20 protein-coding genes are annotated in these 19,331 nt (G+C 59.8%); 11 read left to right on the plus strand and 9 right to left on the minus strand.

Features of this window, described 5'->3' with window-relative positions; all coding sequences use genetic code 11:
- Positions 1-40: 40 nt before the first annotated feature.
- From ACLI1T_RS03435 to ACLI1T_RS03445, 3 genes are read right to left on the minus strand one after another with little or no spacing between them, the layout of a single operon-like run.
- Entirely contained in the window at positions 41-673 is a 633-nt protein-coding gene (locus ACLI1T_RS03435) for a DUF3239 domain-containing protein (RefSeq protein WP_411703023.1), read from the minus strand.
- The gene (locus ACLI1T_RS03440) at positions 670-2,295 is read right to left on the minus strand and encodes a DNA repair helicase XPB (protein WP_284853780.1); all 1,626 of its coding nucleotides are present in this window, start codon (positions 2,293-2,295) and stop codon (positions 670-672) included. The genes ACLI1T_RS03435 and ACLI1T_RS03440 overlap by 4 nt, the downstream gene beginning before the upstream one ends.
- Positions 2,292-4,319, minus strand: coding sequence for a helicase-associated domain-containing protein (locus tag ACLI1T_RS03445; RefSeq protein WP_411703024.1), 2,028 nt, complete (start codon positions 4,317-4,319; stop codon positions 2,292-2,294). The genes ACLI1T_RS03440 and ACLI1T_RS03445 overlap by 4 nt, the downstream gene beginning before the upstream one ends.
- Positions 4,320-4,384: 65 nt before the next feature.
- Here ACLI1T_RS03445 and ACLI1T_RS03450 point away from each other — a divergent pair, with 65 nt between their 5' ends.
- Entirely contained in the window at positions 4,385-4,570 is a 186-nt protein-coding gene (locus tag ACLI1T_RS03450; protein WP_005279826.1) for a hypothetical protein, read from the plus strand.
- 47 nt (positions 4,571-4,617) lie between these two features.
- Here the strand turns inward: ACLI1T_RS03450 and ACLI1T_RS03455 are convergent, their stop codons facing one another.
- Complete coding sequence (locus ACLI1T_RS03455; protein ID WP_411703025.1) at positions 4,618-5,238, minus strand: resuscitation-promoting factor Rpf1 domain-containing protein; 621 nt, start codon at positions 5,236-5,238, stop codon at positions 4,618-4,620.
- A 295-nt stretch (positions 5,239-5,533) separates the two neighbouring features.
- Here ACLI1T_RS03455 and ACLI1T_RS03460 point away from each other — a divergent pair, with 295 nt between their 5' ends.
- On the plus strand, positions 5,534-5,914 hold the full coding sequence (locus ACLI1T_RS03460) for a cold-shock protein (protein WP_005279828.1): 381 nt from the start codon (positions 5,534-5,536) through the stop codon (positions 5,912-5,914).
- Here the strand turns inward: ACLI1T_RS03460 and ACLI1T_RS03465 are convergent.
- Both ACLI1T_RS03465 and ACLI1T_RS03470 read right to left on the minus strand, forming a co-directional pair.
- Entirely contained in the window at positions 5,911-6,444 is a 534-nt protein-coding gene (locus tag ACLI1T_RS03465) for a DUF2771 domain-containing protein (RefSeq protein WP_239269234.1), read from the minus strand. The genes ACLI1T_RS03460 and ACLI1T_RS03465 overlap by 4 nt on opposite strands.
- Positions 6,445-6,450: 6 nt before the next feature.
- A complete protein-coding gene (locus ACLI1T_RS03470; protein ID WP_411703026.1) occupies positions 6,451-7,257 on the minus strand; it encodes a glutaminyl-peptide cyclotransferase in 807 nt (268 codons plus the stop codon).
- A 5-nt stretch (positions 7,258-7,262) separates the two neighbouring features.
- Between ACLI1T_RS03470 and ACLI1T_RS03475 the strand changes: the two genes are divergently transcribed.
- Genes ACLI1T_RS03475 through ACLI1T_RS03485 form a run of 3 tightly spaced genes read left to right on the plus strand, consistent with a single transcriptional unit; the run spans position 7,263 to position 10,202 of the window.
- A complete protein-coding gene (locus ACLI1T_RS03475) occupies positions 7,263-7,931 on the plus strand; it encodes a DUF3027 domain-containing protein (RefSeq protein WP_411703027.1) in 669 nt (222 codons plus the stop codon).
- A gap of 50 nt (positions 7,932-7,981) precedes the next feature.
- The gene (locus ACLI1T_RS03480; RefSeq protein WP_349853726.1) at positions 7,982-9,385 is read left to right on the plus strand and encodes an NCS2 family permease; all 1,404 of its coding nucleotides are present in this window, start codon (positions 7,982-7,984) and stop codon (positions 9,383-9,385) included.
- Between the two features lie 10 nt (positions 9,386-9,395).
- Complete coding sequence (locus tag ACLI1T_RS03485) at positions 9,396-10,202, plus strand: RNA methyltransferase (protein ID WP_349887694.1); 807 nt, start codon at positions 9,396-9,398, stop codon at positions 10,200-10,202.
- On the opposite strand, the gene ACLI1T_RS03490 is transcribed toward ACLI1T_RS03485, so the two are convergent.
- The 3 genes from ACLI1T_RS03490 to serC all read right to left on the minus strand — a co-directional run bounded on the left by ACLI1T_RS03490 (position 10,163) and on the right by serC (position 13,070).
- Entirely contained in the window at positions 10,163-10,993 is an 831-nt protein-coding gene (locus tag ACLI1T_RS03490) for a DUF6928 family protein (protein ID WP_411703028.1), read from the minus strand. The genes ACLI1T_RS03485 and ACLI1T_RS03490 overlap by 40 nt on opposite strands.
- Positions 10,994-10,996: 3 nt before the next feature.
- Positions 10,997-11,845 (minus strand): septation protein SepH, encoded by an 849-nt coding sequence (sepH, locus tag ACLI1T_RS03495; protein WP_411703029.1) that lies wholly within the window; start codon positions 11,843-11,845, stop codon positions 10,997-10,999.
- A 106-nt stretch (positions 11,846-11,951) separates the two neighbouring features.
- The gene (serC, locus tag ACLI1T_RS03500) at positions 11,952-13,070 is read right to left on the minus strand and encodes a phosphoserine transaminase (protein WP_411703030.1); all 1,119 of its coding nucleotides are present in this window, start codon (positions 13,068-13,070) and stop codon (positions 11,952-11,954) included.
- A 157-nt stretch (positions 13,071-13,227) separates the two neighbouring features.
- Here serC and ACLI1T_RS03505 point away from each other — a divergent pair, with 157 nt between their 5' ends.
- The 6 genes from ACLI1T_RS03505 to ACLI1T_RS03530 all read left to right on the plus strand — a co-directional run bounded on the left by ACLI1T_RS03505 (position 13,228) and on the right by ACLI1T_RS03530 (position 19,330).
- A complete protein-coding gene (locus tag ACLI1T_RS03505) occupies positions 13,228-14,520 on the plus strand; it encodes a citrate synthase (protein ID WP_239269226.1) in 1,293 nt (430 codons plus the stop codon).
- Positions 14,521-14,641: 121 nt separating this feature from the next.
- Positions 14,642-15,001 carry an FKBP-type peptidyl-prolyl cis-trans isomerase gene (locus ACLI1T_RS03510; RefSeq protein WP_023025863.1) on the plus strand — a complete coding sequence of 120 codons (360 nt, stop codon included), beginning with the start codon at positions 14,642-14,644 and terminating at the stop codon, positions 14,999-15,001.
- 110 nt (positions 15,002-15,111) lie between these two features.
- The gene (locus ACLI1T_RS03515) at positions 15,112-15,975 is read left to right on the plus strand and encodes an aldo/keto reductase (protein WP_411703031.1); all 864 of its coding nucleotides are present in this window, start codon (positions 15,112-15,114) and stop codon (positions 15,973-15,975) included.
- A 394-nt stretch (positions 15,976-16,369) separates the two neighbouring features.
- Positions 16,370-16,717, plus strand: a complete 348-nt coding sequence (locus ACLI1T_RS03520; protein ID WP_411703032.1) for a DUF485 domain-containing protein — start codon at positions 16,370-16,372, stop codon at positions 16,715-16,717.
- Positions 16,718-18,361: a cation acetate symporter gene (locus ACLI1T_RS03525; protein ID WP_411703033.1), complete on the plus strand. Its 1,644-nt coding sequence runs from the start codon at positions 16,718-16,720 to the stop codon at positions 18,359-18,361. It begins immediately after the preceding gene.
- A gap of 39 nt (positions 18,362-18,400) precedes the next feature.
- Positions 18,401-19,330, plus strand: coding sequence for a hypothetical protein (locus ACLI1T_RS03530; RefSeq protein ID WP_411703034.1), 930 nt, complete (start codon positions 18,401-18,403; stop codon positions 19,328-19,330).
- Position 19,331 lies beyond the last annotated feature (1 nt).

A 19,331-nucleotide genomic window follows, 5' to 3' on the forward strand; every position in this document is an offset into this window, starting at 1 on the left:
GAAAAAGCACCAGAAACAATCTGGTGCTTGAGTGACCTAGCTAGAGGACGAGCAGGTCATAGCGGGTGGCTTTGACATCGGAAAGCCGCTTGCGGGCGCGCTCTAGGCGCTGCCATTGGTCCTGTGGGATGGACTTGCGGGCGATGGTGATGGTTTCAGCATCGGGGGTTCCCCATGCAATAGGCATGGGAGAGATCTGCTGCCAATGCTCCTTATCGGATGAAGAACGTTGGCCGGAAACGGCGGCGACGGGAACCTTGGTGCCCACGGTGCGCTGAACGCCGGGGATGGCAGATACCGTGCGCAGGCACGCGCCCCAACGCGGCGGCAGGGAAGGATCCACGTTGGTATTGACCAAAGCCATGAGGACCATGTCACGCTCGTTGACCTCCGCGATGACGGCGGGAGCCAGCGGATAGGAGTCATAGAGAGATTGCGCCGTTCCCACCTTGCTGGCGGCGGCAACGCCGACAATCGCCACGACAATGCCGAACAGGATAAGCCCTAATCCCAAGGTGATTCCCCAGGAAAAGCTCCACCAGACGGCGGCGCCGGCGATGATCAGGATGAGGCCGAAGATAAGCCCGGATACGCGAAGCCGGTTGGAATCACGCAATAACTCGTTATTGGCCTTGGCAAAGGACTCGTCAACGTCGAACTTAAAGATCTTCATTGGCCTAAGTCTACTGCGTCCATGAGTCGGTAGGCATATCCTTGCTCGGCGAGGAAGCGTTGGCGGTGCATAGCGTAGTCCGCATCTAGGCTGTCGCGGGTGACTAGCGTATAAAAGAGCGCCGCGGTTTCCTTCGGACGCAGCAGGCGGCCGAGGCGTTGTGCTTCCTCTTGGCGGGAACCAAAGGTGCCGGAGACCTGGATGGCCAGTGCTGCTTCGGGCAGATCGATGGAGAAATTGGCCACTTTGGATACGACAAGGATGGCCAGCTCGCCCTCGCGGAATTGCTGGAAGAGCTTTTCGCGCTTGGCGGTAGAGGTGGTGCCATCGATGACGGGGGCATCGAGGTGTTCACCTAATTCGCGCAGTTGATCCACGTATCCGCCGATGATGAGCGCTTGCTGGTCGTGGGAAGCAAGGATCTTATCGACGGCGCGGAGCTTGGCCGAGGCCTGTGCAGCGATGCGGTAGCGGTCGCGCGGCTGCGCGGTGGCATAGAGCATGCGTTCTTCCGGATCCATATCCACGCGGACCTCGATGCACTCCGCGGTGGCGATGTAGCCGGCCATTTCCAGCTCTTTCCACGGCGCATCGTAACGCTTCGGTCCGATGAGGGAGAACACATCGCCTTCACGGCCATCCTCGCGCACGAGGGTGGCGGTAAGCCCAAGCCGGCGCCGCGATTGCAGGTCCGAGGTCATGCGGAATACGGGTGCGGGAAGCAGGTGGACCTCGTCGTAGATAATAAGGCCCCAGTCGCGGGAATCGAAGAGCTCGAGGGCGCGGTATTCACCCTTGGTTTTCCGCGTGACCACTTGATAGGTGGCGATGGTAATCGGCTTGATTTCCTTCTTCTCGCCGGAGTATTCGCCGATATCGTTTGGAGAAAGCGTGGTGCGGCGCAGGAGTTCGTCGCGCCACTGGCGGCCGGCGACGGTATTGGTAACCAAGATGAGGGTGGTGGATTGCGCCTTTGCCATGGCGGCGGCACCGACGATGGTTTTGCCGGCACCGCAGGGCAGCACGACGACGCCAGACCCGCCGGACCAGAAGGCGTCGGTGGCGTATTCCTGGTAATCACGCAGGTGCCAGCCGTCCTCGTTGAGCGCGATGGGGTGAGATTCGCCGTCGATATAGCCGGCAAGGTCTTCGGCGGGCCAGCCGGCCTTGAGGAGTTCTTGCTTGAGGCGGCCGCGTTCTGAAGGAGCCACGGCGATGGTGTTGTCATCGATGCGCGAACCCAGCAGTTTTCCTACCTTGCCGCGGGAGAGCTCGGTGAGGATAGCGGGCTCTTCGGATTCGAGGATGAGCCCGTGGGCGGGGTGCGCCTGGAGGCGGACTCGGCCGTAGCGTGACATGGTCTCGGCGACATCGACAAGCAGCGATTGCGGGACCGGGAACCGGGAGTAGGTTTCTAGGACATCGACGACCTGCTCGGCGTCGTGCCCGGCGGCGCGGGCATTCCAGAGTGCCAGGGAAGTAATGCGGTAGGTATGCACGTGCTCTGGGGCGCGCTCCAGCTCCGCGAACGGCGCGAGGGCGGTGCGTGCAGCGGCGGAATCTGGATGATCGACTTCCAGCAAGACGGTCTTGTCCGACTGCACAATCAGTGGTCCGTTCATGCGTCTAGGGTAACGGAGGTGATGCGGTGCAAGGGAAACCGGATGGTGGAGCCATCGGCGGCGCGGGCATCGATTTGGCCACCGGCGACGGTCAGTGGGGTGACGGTGCGGGTCTTGGTATTGCCATTTTTATCGGCGTAGCCAATGGTGATGGGGCGTGCGGTGCGCGCGGCGGCGTGGACCAGATCCAGGTTGGGCAGGCTCGGGGCCTCGCCGGTGGTGAGGTTGCGCAGCGCACGCGCGATATCCGGCGGCGCGGCCTGGGCGCGAGGGCTGGGTGTGGGAAGCGTTGCGGGCTCGGGCGCGATGGACAGGCTAGCGCCGTTTTCGTCCTCGGCAGCGGGGGAAAGGCCGTTTTCGCGCAGGCGCTCCAACAGCTCGCTGACGCGCAGCTGGGAAATCGCGACCGTGGGGGCCAGCAGGCGCAGCGGGGCGGACTTCGCGGCGATCTGCAAGAGGGCTGGGTCCTCGCTGCGCAGGTAGGACAGGGCAGGGCCGGAGCGCAAGGTGCCGTGGCGCTTGGCGATGTCCTCGATGTGGAATTCCAGCGTATGCGGGACATCGCCATGCGCGGCGAAGAAGTCGCGGATTTCTGTGCCCGTCATCCCACGGTCGAGGCCGCGGCGAAGAGAGGCATCGCTGATGCGGTAGACGCTGGCTAAACCGGGCGATTCTAGGTCCGCGAGGGACTCTAGAGTGTGATGGGCGGCAGGCTCGAGGGGCCCAGGCACGAGCACGGTCATATCCGCTTGAATCAGGAAATAATCGATGGTGTCTGGGGTTAAGGCATCGGCCGCAGCAAAGCCATCGATGAGCACGCTGGTAGCTCGCCCGAGCGCGATGGCACCTATCCATTCCGCCTCGTGGTGCAGCTCCTCGATGGTCTCCGGGGAGGTGTGCGTGGCGAAAAGGGGAAAGTAAAAATGCAGATCTTCGCGAAAATCCTCCGTGGAAAGAGGCTCTGCGGAATTGAGGCAGACATCGAGGATATGCCGGCGGAACTTGGGCAGACGATCGGTGCTGGTAGAAAGCACCCGGCCCGATTCCCACGGGGTCCACGGAGAATGTTGCCAGGCCGCGAGGAGCACTCGCCACTGCGCGGCTAGTCCTGCATCGAGCCACTCTTGGGCGGATTCAGTGGGCGCGAGGAAGTTTCCCTCGTACCCGGACGGTTCGCCGCGGTTGATAAGGCGCGCAGACAGGCCGAGCGTGATGAGGCGGCGCAGTTCTGGTTCCGCGATGTCGAGCTGCTTGCTGAGCTGGGCAAGGGGGCGCACGCCGACGGTTTTATCCTTGAGCAGCTCGATCGGCCGGGCACCCAGGGCAGAAATGAGCTGTTGCATGCCGCGCACCACGGACAGGCCCGCGGCGGTGCCGGCGTCATCGGCCTTGCGGTCAGCGGTGGGCTCGCCGCGCCGCGCAGAGGGCTCGGTGGGAATATGCGGGACGGTGTGCCCCTTCATCGCGCGGTGCACCTCGCGCGGCAGGCGAACGGTCTGGGAGTCAACGCGCTGTAAGAGCTGCTTGGCAATCAAACGCGGCACCGGGTGGGACGGATTGGTCTCGCGGGTGGTACCGATGCCATTGGAGCGCGCCAGGGTGGCAAGGACGTGGCGTTCGTCTTCAGCAAGGGCATCGATTGTCGCGGGTGATACATCGAGTTGATTAAGCAGTGACCAGCCCGTGGGGAGTGCGGGCATGACCTCTGGCGGGATTTGCACCGCGCCAAAGGCGAGGCCGCGTTCCTTGAGCTCGCGGGTGATGGCGGGGTTGTGGTCTTCTACCTCTGCAAGCTCCCCGCCGCGCTTGGCGATGTCCTCCAGCACCGCCAACTGCTGCGCGTTACACTCCGCTAGCGCTCGGGCGATGGAGGTGCGCAAGAGCAATCGCGTGGCCAGTGCCGCGATGGAGGGTGGCAGCGGGGTTAAAACGTCGGGGCGGTGGCGAAGGATGGTGGCCAGTTCCTCTTCAGTGAGGGAATTAAGCCAGGTGCGAAAATGTGGGAGGTGGGAGGACTGAGTCATGATAAATCACAATTTTAGCGCCGGATTGAGTTACGTTTTCGCCCGAGGTTTGAAATAATAAGGCTATGTCGAATGAAAAAAATGGCTTTGTTTCCCCGGCTTGGCCGGACAATGAACACCGCGAGCATGCAATTACGGAAATTTCTGCGCCTTTTGCTGGTGCTTCCAGCCCCTACGGCGACGATCTGGTGCTGCCGATGCCGGCAGAGAAGTTGAACTACGTTCACCCTTATACCCGCATCAATCGCTAAAAAATTCCCCTTGCCGCGGACGGCGAGGGGAATTTTTATGTGCTTATTTAGCGGCTGAAGTTCTCAACCAGCTGCGCAACCGGGTCGATGACGTTGCGGTTCGCGGAGTAGAACGCGTTAAAGTCGTGGCGGTTTGCGTGGTAGAAGTCGGTGAACTGCGCCGGCAGCTGCAGGCCGTAAGCATTAGCGGTGTCCTTAACAAGGTTGTAGACGGCGTCTACGGCGAGCTCATCGGACTTGTTTTCTACTGCCTGCTGCACTGGCTGCGGTGCCTCAGCGGGTGCGGAAGGTGCGGTGCGCTCGGTCGCCGCGGAGTTCAGGCCAAGGGAGGCCGAGCATGCGGGCCATGCGCCCCAGCCCTGGTTAGCCAGGGTGCGCTCAGCGATGACAATCTGCTGCTCGCGGGTTGCCTGGTTAGCGGTAGGGGCGAATTCACCGCCGCCGTATGCTTGCCAGGTCTGCGCGTTGAACTGCAGGCCGCCGTGGTAGCCATTGCCGGTGTTGATGTGCCAGTCGCCGCCGGACTCGCACTGTGCGAGGCGGTCCCAGTCGGAGTCAGGGGCAGCGGCGGCGTTCGGTGCCATGATGGCGGCGGCTGCACCCAAGGCAACGGTGCCTGCGGTGAACTTAGCGGCAAAGTGGTTAGTCTTAGCGGAGTGGCGTCCCATAAAAGTAGTCCTTTCCGTGGTGCCCGTTTTCGTGGAAATGTTTTGCGCCTAGAAGAAAGGATGGGCGGGGAAACCTTCTTTGCGGCGACACTGAGGGCCAGCGTAGTGGTTTATAACGAAATAGTCACGTTCTGGGTACTAAACGGGAAAGAATTGAGACTATTGTGGTTCCGTCAGCAAAGTTTCCGCAGGTAATTGCGGCGTTGTAAACTATGTCACACGACACGTGGAACTTCTGTTCTGTATAACTTCCAGCTAAACTTAAGAATTTACCCAAGAGAAGAGGTGGATACCTATGCCCATTGGCAAAGTGAAGTGGTATGACGCCGAGAAAGGTTTCGGTTTCGTTAGCAACCCGGGCGATGAAGACGTCTACGTCGGCCGGAATGTCCTGCCCAAGGGAGTAGAAGAAATCTTTCCGGGCCAGCGCATCGAATTCGATTTCGCGGCGGGGCGCCGCGGGCCGCAGGCGCTGCGGGTGCGCGTGCTGGATAAGCCGCGCCGCCGCACGCCGTCGCGCAAGCCGGAAGAGCTCGGCAGCATGGTCTCTGATGTCATGACCCTGCTGGAATCCCAGGTGCAGCCGGTGCTGAACTCGGGGCGCTACCCCGAGCGCAAGACCGGGCGCCAAGTAGCAGAAATCCTCCGCGCGATCGCGAAGGATTTAGATAGTTAATCATCCATGGTGGATAGGGACCACACGGTGGCGAGGGGGGTTTCTTCGCCATCGTCGTCGGTGCCAATCATGAGGGAGGAGACCTCCACCACCATGAGCCGGGGGCGCTCGCCAGTCGATGCCTCGATGGGGTCTACCGAACCGGGGATATCCACCTCGGTCGTTTCATTCGCACCGTGAGAGGTCTCGTCATTGGCGGCGGGATCATCATAAATGGACAGTACCTTCCATTCGTGATTAGAAATCTCTTCGGGGATGTCCAGATGCAAGGTGTCATCTTCGCCCACGGTTAGCTGGGGAACATCGCCTTCAGGGCAATCGGTTCCCGGCTCGCACACGAGGTAGGGCGTGACCTCCTTGGTGTTATCCCCCACGGAGGCGGTAATCGCAATTTCGCTCGGCTCAGGGCCTGGGCGCGAATTGCGCCAGCTTTGAAAGATCACCACGGAGGCGACGATGACCGCCACGACCACGATGAGCGCGAGGATCTGCAGCAGCGACTTTTTCCTTGCTTCCTTACGGGTTGCCATGGACCATTACTTTACTCGAACGCGGTAGAGCTCATCCCACCGCTTGCCGGTAAGCCAGAATTCATCGGTGCCCTCGATATGGGCGATGCCGTTTAAGACATCATCGGGATCGGTATATTTCGATTTATCTATGGCATCGGTAGAAATCACTGCGGTCACCTCGCCGGAGGAGGGATCTATGCGGTAGATATCTTCACTGCCCCACACGTTGGCGTAGACATCACCGTCCACGCATTCCAGCTCGTTAAGATTTTCTACCGGCGAGCCCTCAAGGGTGACTTCCGTGGTGGAGCGCTCCGCAAAGGTTTCTGGATCCATGTGCCGCAGGGCAGAGGTGCCATCGGACATGATGAGCTCGTCCTGGTTGGCGCATAGCCCCCAGCCTTCGCCGGCATAGGTGGCGGTGTCAATGTGCTGGAAGTCGCCGTCATAGCGCAGCGCCTGCCCGCGCTTCCAGGTCAACTGCCAGATGGAGTCGCCATATTGGGTAATGCCTTCCCCAAAAAGCGATTCATCCAGGGCGTGGTCTTGGAGGACCTCGCCGGTCTCAGGGGAGAAGCGGATGAGTTTAGATTCGCCCCATTGCCCAGTGCCGAGCAGGAGGTTGCCCTCGCCGTCTTCTTCGAGGCCTTGCGTAAAGGAGTTCTCTGGCAGCGGCGCGGTATCGAGGACTTCCACTGATAGGTGCTCGGGGGAGGAAGATTCAGAAGCATCAGAAGAGCAGGCGGTCAAGGCGCAGCAGGGCACGGCAATGAGCGCGGCGCGGCGGAGAAACGACATGCACCATATGTACCACTGTTGGCGGGCCATCATGAATAATGAGGGGCGTGAGTAAGCGAAAAGCAAATCCGTTGATCGATTCCCGCGCCGTACGCATTGCGCGTGAGGCATTGGAAGAGGTGGGGGAAGGGGGCATCGGCAAGCATAGGGGCGTAGCCGGAATGGGCCGCAACGTGGTTACTCATCGCTTTGAAGCGGATATGCCGGGCTACCCAGGCTGGGAATGGCAGGCCGTGCTCGCGTGCGCGGATGGCTCGCGCTACGTCACCGTCAACGAGGTGGCGCTGGTACCGGGCGGGGAAGCGCTGCAGGCCCCGGAATGGGTGCCGTATGAGGACCGCGTGCTGCCGGGGGATTTGGGCCCGGGGGATCTTATGCCGCCGGCCGTCGATGATGAGCGCCTAGATGGAAATGAGCTTTCCGCCAAGGGCCTAGCGGATGCCAAGCAGCGCTGGCAAGAAGAATATGGCCCAACCTCGGAGATGGCGGCCAAGGCGCATCTGCAGTGCCGCACGTGCGCGTTTTATATGCAGCTGATGGATAACTTTGGGGTATGCGCCAATGAGTATTCCGCCGATGGCCGCGTGGTGCATGCGCGCTACGGGTGTGGTGCGCATTCGCAGACGCGGGTGAGTGAGGAGAAGGCGCCGGCCGCGGCCTTCGATGACGAAAAGCCCATTTACCAAGATTTTGAATTTGGGGATTAAAGCAGCACACTTAGGGCGTAAAAATACCGCTCTACGTGAAAGGGCACGGCGTGAAAGCCACTCTCGATCGCTATTTCCAGATTTCTGAACGCGGTTCCACCATTGGAACTGAGCTACGCGCGGGAACGGTCTCGTTCTTCGCCATGGCATATATTATTTTGCTCAACCCGCTGATCCTGGGCACGAGCCCGGATGCGGAGGGCTATACCTTAGGCGTGCCGCAGGTCGCGGCAGCTACGGCGCTGGTCGCCGGCGTCATGTCCATCGCCTTCGGCGCGATTGCGAAGTACCCCTTCGCCATGGCCGCGGGACTGGGCATGAATACCTTCGTCGCCATCAGCATGGTCGCCACCAGCGGGCTGACCTGGCAAGAAGCCATGGGCCTAGTGGTAATCGAGGGCCTTATTATCGTCCTGCTCGCCGTGTCCGGTTTCCGCACCGCAGTATTTGACGCCATCCCGCAGCCCATGAAGGCCGCGATGGGCGTGGGCATTGGCATGTTCATCGCCATGATCGGTTTCGTGGACGGCGGGTTTGTCACCCGCGTGCCCGATGCCGCACAGACCACCGTGCCGGTGGGCCTGGGAATTAATGGATCGATTGCCACCTGGCCGGCGGTGGTCTTTGTCATTGGCCTTATCATTTGTGCCTTCATGGTCATCCGCAATGTCCCGGGTGGGCTATTTATTGCCATCATCCTCAACACGGTGATCGCCTTTATTGTCCAGGCATTCACCGACTCGGAGGACTGGGGCATGGCCGCCCCAGAGGCCCCAGATGCGCTGGGTGGCATACCGGACCTTTCCATCGTGGGCGATGTGAACCTGGTGGGCGCCTTTGCCAATATCGGCGTGATTTCCACGGTCCTGCTCATCTTTACCTTGCTGCTGACCAACTTCTTTGATGCCATGGGCACCATGACCGGGCTGGGTAAGCAGGCCAAGCTCGTGGATGAAAACGGCAACCTGCCGGGCATGAAGAAGGCTCTGGTTGTGGAAGGCACCGGTGCGGTCGCCGGTGGTTTGGGCTCGGCATCCTCGAATACCGTCTTCGCGGATTCCTCTGCCGGCATTGCCGATGGCGCGCGCACCGGCCTGGCCAATATCATGACCGGCCTGCTGTTTATCGCCGCCATGTTTTTCACCCCGCTCTATGAGATCGTGCCCATCGAGGCCGCCGCGCCCGTCCTGGTCATCGTGGGCGTGATGATGGCTGCGCAGCTCACGGATATCCCGTGGACGCGCATGGAAGTGGCCATCCCGGCCTTCCTTACCATCGTGGTCATGCCGTTTACCTATTCGATTGCCAACGGCATCGGCGTGGGCTTTATTACCTTTGCGCTCATGTCCACCTTTGCTGGTAAGGCCAAGCAGGTGCACTGGATCATGTGGCTGCTTGCTGGCTTGTTCGTCATTTACTTTGGCATCGATCCGATTTCGGAGGCCATCGGCTAGCCTGGAAGGCATGCATATTTCTGATCCCCGTGACCCTCGCCTGGATGATATTCGGAACCTCAACAAATCCGATAAATCCGGCGAGGGTTTGGTCATTGCAGAAGGCCCCTTGGTGGCAGCCCGCCTGATGGAATCGCGGTTTCCCATGCGGTGCCTGGTGGGCTTTCCCCAGAAGCTGGAGGCCTTCTTTGCAGAGTACGGAGAGCCAGAGTGCCCCGTCTACGAAGTATCGCGTGAGACCCTCGCGGAGGTCGCAGGGTTCGATATGCACCGCGGGTTGGTTGCCGCCGCAAACCGCGCCCCAGAGCCGGAGGTGGGCGAGATTCTGGAGCAGGCCCGCACCATCGCCGTGCTGGAGGGCGTGGGGGATCATGAAAATATCGGCGCCATTTTCCGCCATGCGGCCGGCATGAACGTGGATGCGGTATTGCTGGGCTCAGGTGCTGCGGATCCGCTCTATCGACGCTCGGTGCGCGTATCCATGGGCCACGTGCTCCGCGTGCCCTTTGCCCATTTGGAGGGCGGTTTCACCACGTGGCAGCGTTCCTTGCAGGCGCTTGCCGATGCCTCCTTCACCCTCATTTCCTTAACCCCCAACCCCCAAGCGGTGCACCTGGCAGAGGCCATGCACGGGCAGGACAAGGTGGCCATGCTGGTAGGTGCGGAGGGTCCCGGGCTTACCGAGCACGCGATGAAGGCCACCGATATCCGCGCGCGGATACCGATGGCCCCAGGTACCGATTCCCTTAATGTGGCAACCGCCGCCGCCATTTCCTTTTATGAGCGCCAGCGATCCTTAAGTGACTTAAACGTCTGACGCAGCCAGTTGCCAATTAGCGAGCCGAGGTGCTTGGCGGTGGAAAGGAGCTCATCGCCGGTGGAATCCGGCTCGGCATCGTGGTCCTCGTAGTCGTCATAATCATTAAGGCCCAGCTTATTCGCGGATTGAGCGGCGAACTCGCTGACCGGCTGCTTCGGCTTCGGCGGATCGATCTTGGGTTCTGGGCGCCCGTCGACGGCATAGCCCACGACGTCCAGGTCCGGGCCTTCCTGTCCCACGGTGATGCCCAACCAGTGTTTTTGGGCGGCCTCCATGATGCTGTGGGGGCGAAACGGCAGGGAAATGCCGCCGAGGGATTCGTCCTTTTCGCCGGCCCAGAACGGCGCCTCGAAGGGCTCGGGCAGGCCGGTGTCCTCGTAGAGACGGTCGCGGGAGGCACACAGGCAGCGCTTGAGCTCGCCGCCTTCCCACAGCGCGAAGCCCGCATAGTCCTCGTCCGCGTTGCTGACCAGGGCGATAACCCGCTGGGCGGGAACCGCGTTCAAGAGGTCTTGCGGCAGCTGGGAAAGCAGGACGGAATCGCCCTCGCAGACCGTTTGCACCACGGTAATGCCCGGGTAGCCGCCGATGTAGTACTCATTCGGATCCGTCTGCGCGGAACGGTTCAGGGGGAATTGCCCAATCGGGGTGACCGGGAAATTCGGGTTGAGTTGGGCTAGGAACTTGCGGCCGAACCCGCGGTCCGCCTTGGGCTCGGTCTTGAGTACTTCTTCGGCGCCTGGCTTGGAGATGTACCACAGCGTGAGAACGGCATGAGAGATGTCCACTGTTTAGTCCCTTGGGCGCTTGGTATTGGAGCGAACGCCCAAGAGTACGTCCTCCCAGTGTGGGGTGACGGCTTTGCGGCGGCGCTTCGAGGGCTTGGACTCGGAGGAAGGATTCTGCAGGAATTCCTCTTCTTCCGTCTCCTCGTTGGAACCGGAAATATCGGTGACATTGGCGGGCTGATCGCCATCAATGGCCTCGTCGTAGCGGCCGCTGCCCAAGGAGGTTAGCGAGCGCACCGGTTGTACGAAGTCCGGGTCCGTAAGGTCTGCCGCGACCGAGTTGCGGGCCTCGACCGTAGCGGGGGAGGACATGGACTGCTTAAAGGTCCATTCCGCCTCGTTTTCAGAAAGGCCCGCCTTCCAGGTCACGCGTACAACCCACGGCTCACCCTGGTGGCGGTAGGCGTCCCACGTGGACTCCGAAAGGGAGTGGCCGCGGGCGGCAAAAGAGCTGGCCAGCACCTCCCACAGGGTGAGCTTGGCAGGGCCATCCTCGCGCATTGGGTGGGCCTGCTTGGCCACCTCAGAAATGCGATTGCGCTCCAGCATGACTGGGTAGGCGAAGGGCTCGATGCGTGATTCATCGACGTGCATTTCTTCCGCTAGCTCTGCCGTGGAAGCACCGGCGCGGATGCGGTTTTGGATCTCGGCCGGCCGGATCTGCTTTTCTTCCTCTTCGTGGGAGGGCTTGGGCATCGGCGCTAGCTTCGGCGGCTCTGGCTTGCTAGCGGTGGGCGTGAGGGCGGAACGCAGCTCATCGGTGATGGGAAGGGAAAACTCTTCGCCTTCTTCGGTGCGTAGCACCAATGAGTCTTCGCTCGATTCGCTGTCAACGAGAAACAGCTCGCGCATAGTGTGGCGCTCCTTTGCCTATCGACGGAAGGACGGATCTGTGATGCAGTCAACTATAACGCGAAAACGCCCCGCGCCATGCGAGGCGGCGGGGCATGTTGATGACTTAGTTGGCATCCAGCACGTAGTCGATGCACTGCGTGAGCTTGGCGATGTCCTCGGTTTCAATCGCCGGGAACATGCCCACGCGCAGCTGGTTGCGGCCGAGCTTGCGGTACGGCTCGACATCGAGGATGCCGTTGGCGCGCAGGGTGGCGGCAAGTTGTGCGGCATCCACGGATTCGTCGAAATCGATGGTGCCCACGACCAGCGAGCGCGCTGCCGGGTCGCTGACGAATGGGGTGGCCTCCGGGCGAGATTCGGCCCAGTTGTACAGCGTGGAGGAGGACTCGGTGGTGCGCTTGACCATGCCGTCGAGCCCGCCATTGTCATTCATCCACTTAATCTGGTTATCCAGCATGAGCAGGGTGGCAATCGCCGGGGTGTTATAGGTCTGGTTCTTGCGGGAGTTAGTAACCGCAGTCTGCAGGTTCAAAAACTCCGGGATGAAGCGATCGGAGTTATTGATCTTTTCGATGCGCTCCAGGGCAGCCGGGGACATCGCGGCGAGCCAAAGGCCGCCGTCGGAAGCAAAGCACTTCTGCGGCGAAAAGTAGTACACGTCGGTCTCTGCGATATTGACGGGGAGGCCGCCGGCGCCAGAGGTGGCATCGACAAGCACGAGCTGCTGGTCGTTGTGGGGGTGGGGGCGAACGACTTCCGTCATTGCGCCGGTCGAGGTCTCATTGTGGGCCCAAGCGGCGACATCGGCATTGGCCGCGAGCTCGCGCGGATCCGGTGCGGTGCCGGCGGGAGATTCGGTCAGGGCCGGGGCATCAAGCCATGGAGCCTTGGAGGAGGCTTTGGCAAACTTGGTGGAGAACTCACCAAAGGTAAGGTGAGCCGACTGGCGCTCGATGAGGCCGAAGGTAGCCGCATCCCAAAAAGCCGTGGCGCCGCCCAAGGACAGGACGATTTCGTATCCCTCCGGAAGAGAAAAGAGATCGCTTAAGCCCTCGCGCACGGAACCGACGAGGTTTTTCACCGCCGGCTGGCGGTGCGAGGTGCCCACGATAGCGGGGTCAATAGCCTCGATCTGGGCGGGGCGCACCTTGGAGGGTCCGCAGCCAAATCGGCCATCGGAAGGCAAGAGATCTGCTGGCAGTGTGATTTCTGGAGTACTCATGCCGCTAGTGTAGAACAGTTCCGGTTGAATGGCAGGTATTTTGATGCCCGTAAACATGTTGGCAGTATCACAAAGTTTGCTAGAGTGTGAATAGGTATAAGGCTGACTTGTGTAAGTTAGCGCCTTAAAGAACTCTTTAACAGGGAAAGGAAATTCCGTGTCTACTGAAGAAAACAAGGTAGTACTCAAGCACGCTGGCAACGAGTACGAGATGGATATCAAGCAGTCCACTGAGGGCGATTCCGGCTTCGATATCTCCAAGCTCCGCAAGGAAACCGGGCTTGTTACCTTCGACCCCGGCTACACCTCCACCGGCTCCACCGAGTCCAAGATTACCTTTATTAACGGTGAGGAGGGCATCCTTCGTTACCGTGGCTACGATATCGCTGAATTGGCAAATAACGCCACCTTCAATGAGGTTTCCTACCTGCTGATTAAGGGTCACCTGCCGGATGAGCAGGAACTGTCGGAGTTCAATAACGCCATCCGCCACCACACCCTCTTGGATGAGGACTTTAAGGCGCAGTTCAACATCTTCCCGCGCGATGCACACCCGATGGCCGTGCTTGCGTCCTCCGTGAACATTCTCTCCAGCTACTACCAGGACCAGCTGGACCCACTGGATGAGGAGCAGCTGGACAAGGCTACCGTTCGCCTGCTGGCTAAGGTGCCGATGCTGGCCGCTTACGCTTACCGCGCGTCCCAGGGCAAGCCTTATATGTACCCGGATAACAACCTGAATGCGCGCGAGAACTTCCTGCGCATGATGTTCGGTTACCCCACCGAGGAGTACGAGGTTGACCCGGTTGTCTCCAAGGCACTGGACAAGTTGCTCATTCTGCACGCTGACCACGAGCAGAACTGCTCCACCTCCACCGTCCGCATGATTGGTTCTGCACAGGCCAACATGTTCGTCTCCATCGCCGGCGGCATCAACGCCCTGTCCGGCCCGCTGCACGGTGGCGCTAACCAGGCCGTGCTGGAGATGCTCGAGGACATCGAGAAGAACAACGGCGGCGACGCTACCGACTTCATGAACCGCGTGAAGAACAAGGAAAAGGGCGTTCGCCTGATGGGCTTCGGCCACCGCGTGTACAAGAACTACGACCCACGCGCGGCCATCGTCAAGGAAACCGCACACGAGATCATCGATCACCTGGGCGGCGACCCGATGCTGGATCTGGCCATGAAGCTGGAAGAGATTGCGTTGAACGACGATTACTTCGTGTCCCGCAAGCTCTACCCGAACGTGGACTTCTACACCGGCCTCATCTACCGCGCCATGGGCTTCCCGACGGACTTCTTCACCGTCCTCTTCGCCATCGGCCGCCTGCCGGGCTGGATCGCTCAGTACCGCGAGCAGCTGGAGATGAACACCAAGATTAACCGTCCTCGCCAGATTTACACCGGTGAAACCCTGCGCAAGGTTACCCCTCGCAGCGAGCGCTAATTAGCGCTTTTGGTCGCCCCAATTCAACCGAATCGGGCTTGAGCACTATAATTGGTGCAGCTCGGTTCGGTTTCATTGCGACCGCACGAACAAACTAGATTTCCCAAGGAGAATAATCCCCATGGATAAACCTGTTATTGAAGCCCAGTCTGGCCCAGCGCCGACCGACCTCGTCATCGAGGACATCGTCGTAGGCGATGGCGCTGAAGCTAAGCCTGGCGGCGTAGTGGAGGTCCACTACGTTGGCGCCGAATATGAGACCAACCAAGAATTCGATTCCTCGTGGGACCGTGGCCAGTCCATCGAGTTCCCACTGACCGGTCTCATTGCCGGCTGGCAAGAGGGCATCCCGGGAATGAAGGTAGGCGGTCGCCGTCAACTCATCATCCCGCCGGAAAAGGCCTACGGCCCCGCCGGCGGTGCGCACCCGCTGTCCGGCCGCACCCTGGTCTTTATCATTGACCTTATCCGCGCCGACTAATCTGCGCTAAAAAGCGTTGAACCGGCTCCCCTTAAGGGGAGCCGGTTTTTCGTTGTGTAGGGGCAGTCAGTTGCCGCAAGGGGCCGCATAAGACGACAAACTGGGGCACAATGGGAACTATGACTGTGCCAACTATTTCTTTCAATGATGATCGCGAGATGCCCCAGCTGGGTCTGGGTACCTACAAGCTCAACGACGATGAATGCATTCGCGTAGTCCGCGAAGCCATTGACCTGGGCTACCGCCACTTTGATACGGCAACGCTGTATAAGAACGAAGAGGCATTAGGTACCGCGCTGAACCAAGCCATTGACGCGGGCGACGTCACCCGCGAGGACCTGTTTATTACCTCCAAGGTCTGGCACTCCCATCACGGCGCGCAGAAGGTGGAACAGGCTTTCCAGGAATCCATGGAGAAGCTGAAGCTGGATTACTTGGACCTGTACCTTATCCACTGGCCGTGGCCACAGGGCGGGCTGTACGTGGAGACTTTTGAATCCATTGCCCGCCTGCAGGGCATGGGTCAGATTGCTTCCATCGGTGTCGCTAACTTCTACGAGGAGGTCCTCGAGGATCTCATTGATAAGACCGGCATTACCCCGGTGCTCAACCAAGTAGAGCTGCACCCCGGATTCACCCAGCCGGAGCTGCGCGAATTCCACCACAAGCACGGCATCGTGACCGAGGCTTGGTCGCCGCTGGCACGCGGCGTGGTGCTTAATAACCCGGAGATTGAAAAGATTGCCGCCGCGCACGAGGCTACCGAGGGCCAGGTGGTACTGGCGTACCTGATGGCCAAGGGCATTTCCGTTATTCCGAAGTCCGCCCGCAGTGAGCGTCTCAAGGAGAACCTGGCCGCCGCGGAGCTAGAGCTGGGCAAGGATGAAATCGCCGCGGTTGACTCCTTGGAAGGCCAAGAAGGCTTCGGCCGCATGTTTAATGACCCCCGCGAATTCCCGGGTGCTGAGGGCTAAGAAAGCACTCTCGGGCGAAGGAGCCACCGGCGACGGCGTCGTCGGTGGCTTTTGCTGTGCGTGCCCGTTGGGTGGGGAGTACGTGCTGGTCAAAGCACCAACGACGTTGATAGGTGGTTCCTTTCGTGCGGCCTTTACTCATTAGTTAATGTCTGGTTAACAAAATTTGCGAACCACTTAAATTCAGGGTGAAGGGGGTGATTTGCAAAGAATATTAGCCCAGTTCATCGGAACCTATCAAGCTAAAAGGGGGGAGTTTTTATGGGGCGTATTGGCAATATTTACTGCTTTGCAAAAAATGTTCTGTATCTTACATATCAACGCAGGTAGTGATGAACAACACATCTCGCCTCGTTTGTACAGAACCTCTCTCACCCAAGGAGACAACCCTTCTATGAGTGATACAACTGCTTCCGTCGAGCGCCGTGAGCTTACGGCAGCCGACTACATAGAAATGCGCGATAGCGAAGAGTTTGGCGAGCTGCGCAGCGCTTATCGTAGTTTCACTTTTCCCATGACCGTCGCGTTTTTCGTGTGGTACATCGTCTACGTGCTCACTGCCGTGTTTGCGCCTGGTTTTATGGCCATTGAGCTTGGCGATGGCGGCTGGAATATTGGCCTCGTCTTCGGCCTAGCCCAGTTCCTCACCACGTTCATCATTACCTGGGTTTACGTGAAGTACGCCAATAAGAATATTCAGCCTAAATCGGTTGCTATTCGCGAGAAGTTGGAGGCCAAGTAAATGACTACCACTTACCTTGCACAAGAAACTTCTGCCGGTAACCCGATTCTGAATATCTCCATTTTCGGCATCTTCCTCGTGGTTACCATGGCCGTCGTGTTACGCGCCGGCAAGTCCACGAAGAAGGCGTCTGACTTCTATACCGGTGGTGGCTCGTTCTCCGGCCGCCAGAATGGCTTGGCCATTTCTGGTGACTACCTTTCTGCGGCGTCCTTCCTCGGTATCGTCGGTGCGGTGGCGCTCAACGGCTATGACGGGTTCTTGTACTCCGTTGGCTTCTTCGTCGCCTGGCTCGTGGCCCTGATGCTCGTGGCCGAGCCGATGCGTAACGTGGGCCGTTTTACCATGGCGGACGTTTTGTCCTTCCGCCTGAAGCAAAAGCCGGTGCGCGTGGCCGCGTCCATCGCCACGCTCTTCGTGACGCTGTTCTACCTCATTGCCCAGATGGCCGGCGCCGGTTCGCTGGTGGCCGTGCTGCTGAACATCCATGACTTCAAGTGGCAGGCAGTTGTCGTCGGCATCGTCGGCGTGCTGATGATCCTCTACGTTCTGGTTGGCGGCATGAAGGGCACTACCTACGTGCAGATGATTAAGGCCGTCCTGCTAGTGACCGGTGTGGTCATCATGTGCATCATGGTGTTTGTCTCCCTGCGGGGTGGCTTCAGTAACATGTTCAGCACAGCGATTGATATGCACGCGTCCTCCGACTACCTCCATGAAAAGGGCTATGAGGCCAAGGAAATCATGGAGCCGGGCCTGAAGTACGGTGGCTCTACCGCCGCAAAGTTGGACTTCATCTCCTTGGGCATGTCCCTGGTGCTGGGCGTGGGCGGCTTGCCACACGTGCTCATGCGCTTCTACACCGTGCCGACAGCCGTTGAGGCTCGCCGCTCCGTGACCTGGGCTATCGTTATCATCGGCTCCTTCTACCTGATGACCCTAATTCTGGGCTACGGTGCAGCCGCACTGGTTGGTCCGGACCGCATCCTGAACGCACCGGGTGGCGCGAATGCCGCGGCACCGCTGCTGGCACTGGAAATCGGTGGCTCCATCTTCATGGCGATTATTTCCGCCGTGGCCTTTGCTACCGTGCTCGCCGTGGTGGCGGGCCTGGCGATTACCGCCTCCGCCTCCATCGCGCACGATATCTACCACGCCGTTATCCGCAACGGTGAGTCCACCGAGGCAGAGCAGGTGCGCGTCTCGCAGGCCACCGTGGTGGTCCTGGGTATTGTCTCCATCATCTTGGGCATCTTGGCGATGACCCAGAACGTGGCCTTCCTAGTCTCCCTGGCCTTCGCAGTGGCGGCATCGGCTAACCTGCCGACCATCCTGTACTCGCTGTACTGGCGCCGCTTCAACACCGCGGGTGCCGTGGCCTCCATGTACACCGGTGTTGTCTCCTGCTTGGTCCTCATCTTCTTCTCCCCAGCGGTATCCGGCACCGAAAGCGCCATGTTCCCGAACGCGGACTGGGCTATCTTCCCGCTGACCTCGCCGGGTCTGGTCAGCATCCCGCTGTCCTTCTTCGTTGGTTGGTTCGTCTCCATCGTGACCAAGCCAGATAACTTGGACGAGCTGGCGGCAGAGATGGAAGTTCGTTCCCTGACTGGTGTGGGCGTCGAGGCCCCAGTCCAGCACTAATTGCCCGAAAAGGAGCAATTACCGGTAATATGGTTCGACGTGTTTAAACCGTCCTCTCTCAACGCGGCGGCATCAGTAAAGGCTGGTGCCGCCCTTGCCGTGTGCATGCTTGCCTGCTCTACGGTTGCTGGGTGCAGCAATAGCGAGCGAGACAGCACCGCCAAAGCCGAAGACACCACGATTACTGCGCATAGGGCAGCAAAGGTGCCCCCGCGGATCAATGAGTTCCTCAAGGGGGATGAGGACCATTCCATTAGCTATATTCGCCTGCACGATGGCATGTATATGGGCTCTGCGGCAGAACACGATCCCCGCCCGGCGCTCAGCCTTATCAAGCTCTATATCGCTACCTACGTCATTGAGCAGGGCGAGTACGAGGACAAATACGAGGCGCTCGGTATGATCGCCAGCTCTTCTGATAAGAGCGCCGAGGAGCTGTTTAAGAAGTACCCGGATTCCATCGATAAGATTGCCAAGGAATACGATCTGGAATCCACCAAGGCGGGCGAGACTTGGGGCTATTCGGAAACCTCCACCTATGACGTGGCCAGCTTCATCTCTCAGCTCATCAAGCGCGATGAAACCCACCCCGTGCTGGTGGCGATGTCGCATGCGGATCCCGTCTCAGAAGATGGCTATGACCAAGACTATGGCACCGCGAAGCTCTCAAATGTGGTGGGCAGCAAGTGGGGCTGGTCTAATGACAAGTCCATCAATTCCTCGGTGTCCTTTGGCAAGAACTTCGTCGCCGCGGCCTCCATTAATGGTTCTGCCGATGACCTCACGGACTACGTCAAGAGCGAAATCACCGGCGAGAACCTGGGTAAGGCTACCGAGCGGTTCCTGAAGTACAAGGACGGCGAGGACGTCCCGCCCATCGAGACGACCTCGGAGAAGCCGTCCTCGAGCGAGAAGAAGGACGAGGACAAGAAGGACGAAAAGAAGTCCTCCGAGCCCAAGGGGAAATAGG

Source organism: Corynebacterium tuingiense, from assembly GCF_046718165.1.
Classification (GTDB): domain Bacteria; phylum Actinomycetota; class Actinomycetes; order Mycobacteriales; family Mycobacteriaceae; genus Corynebacterium.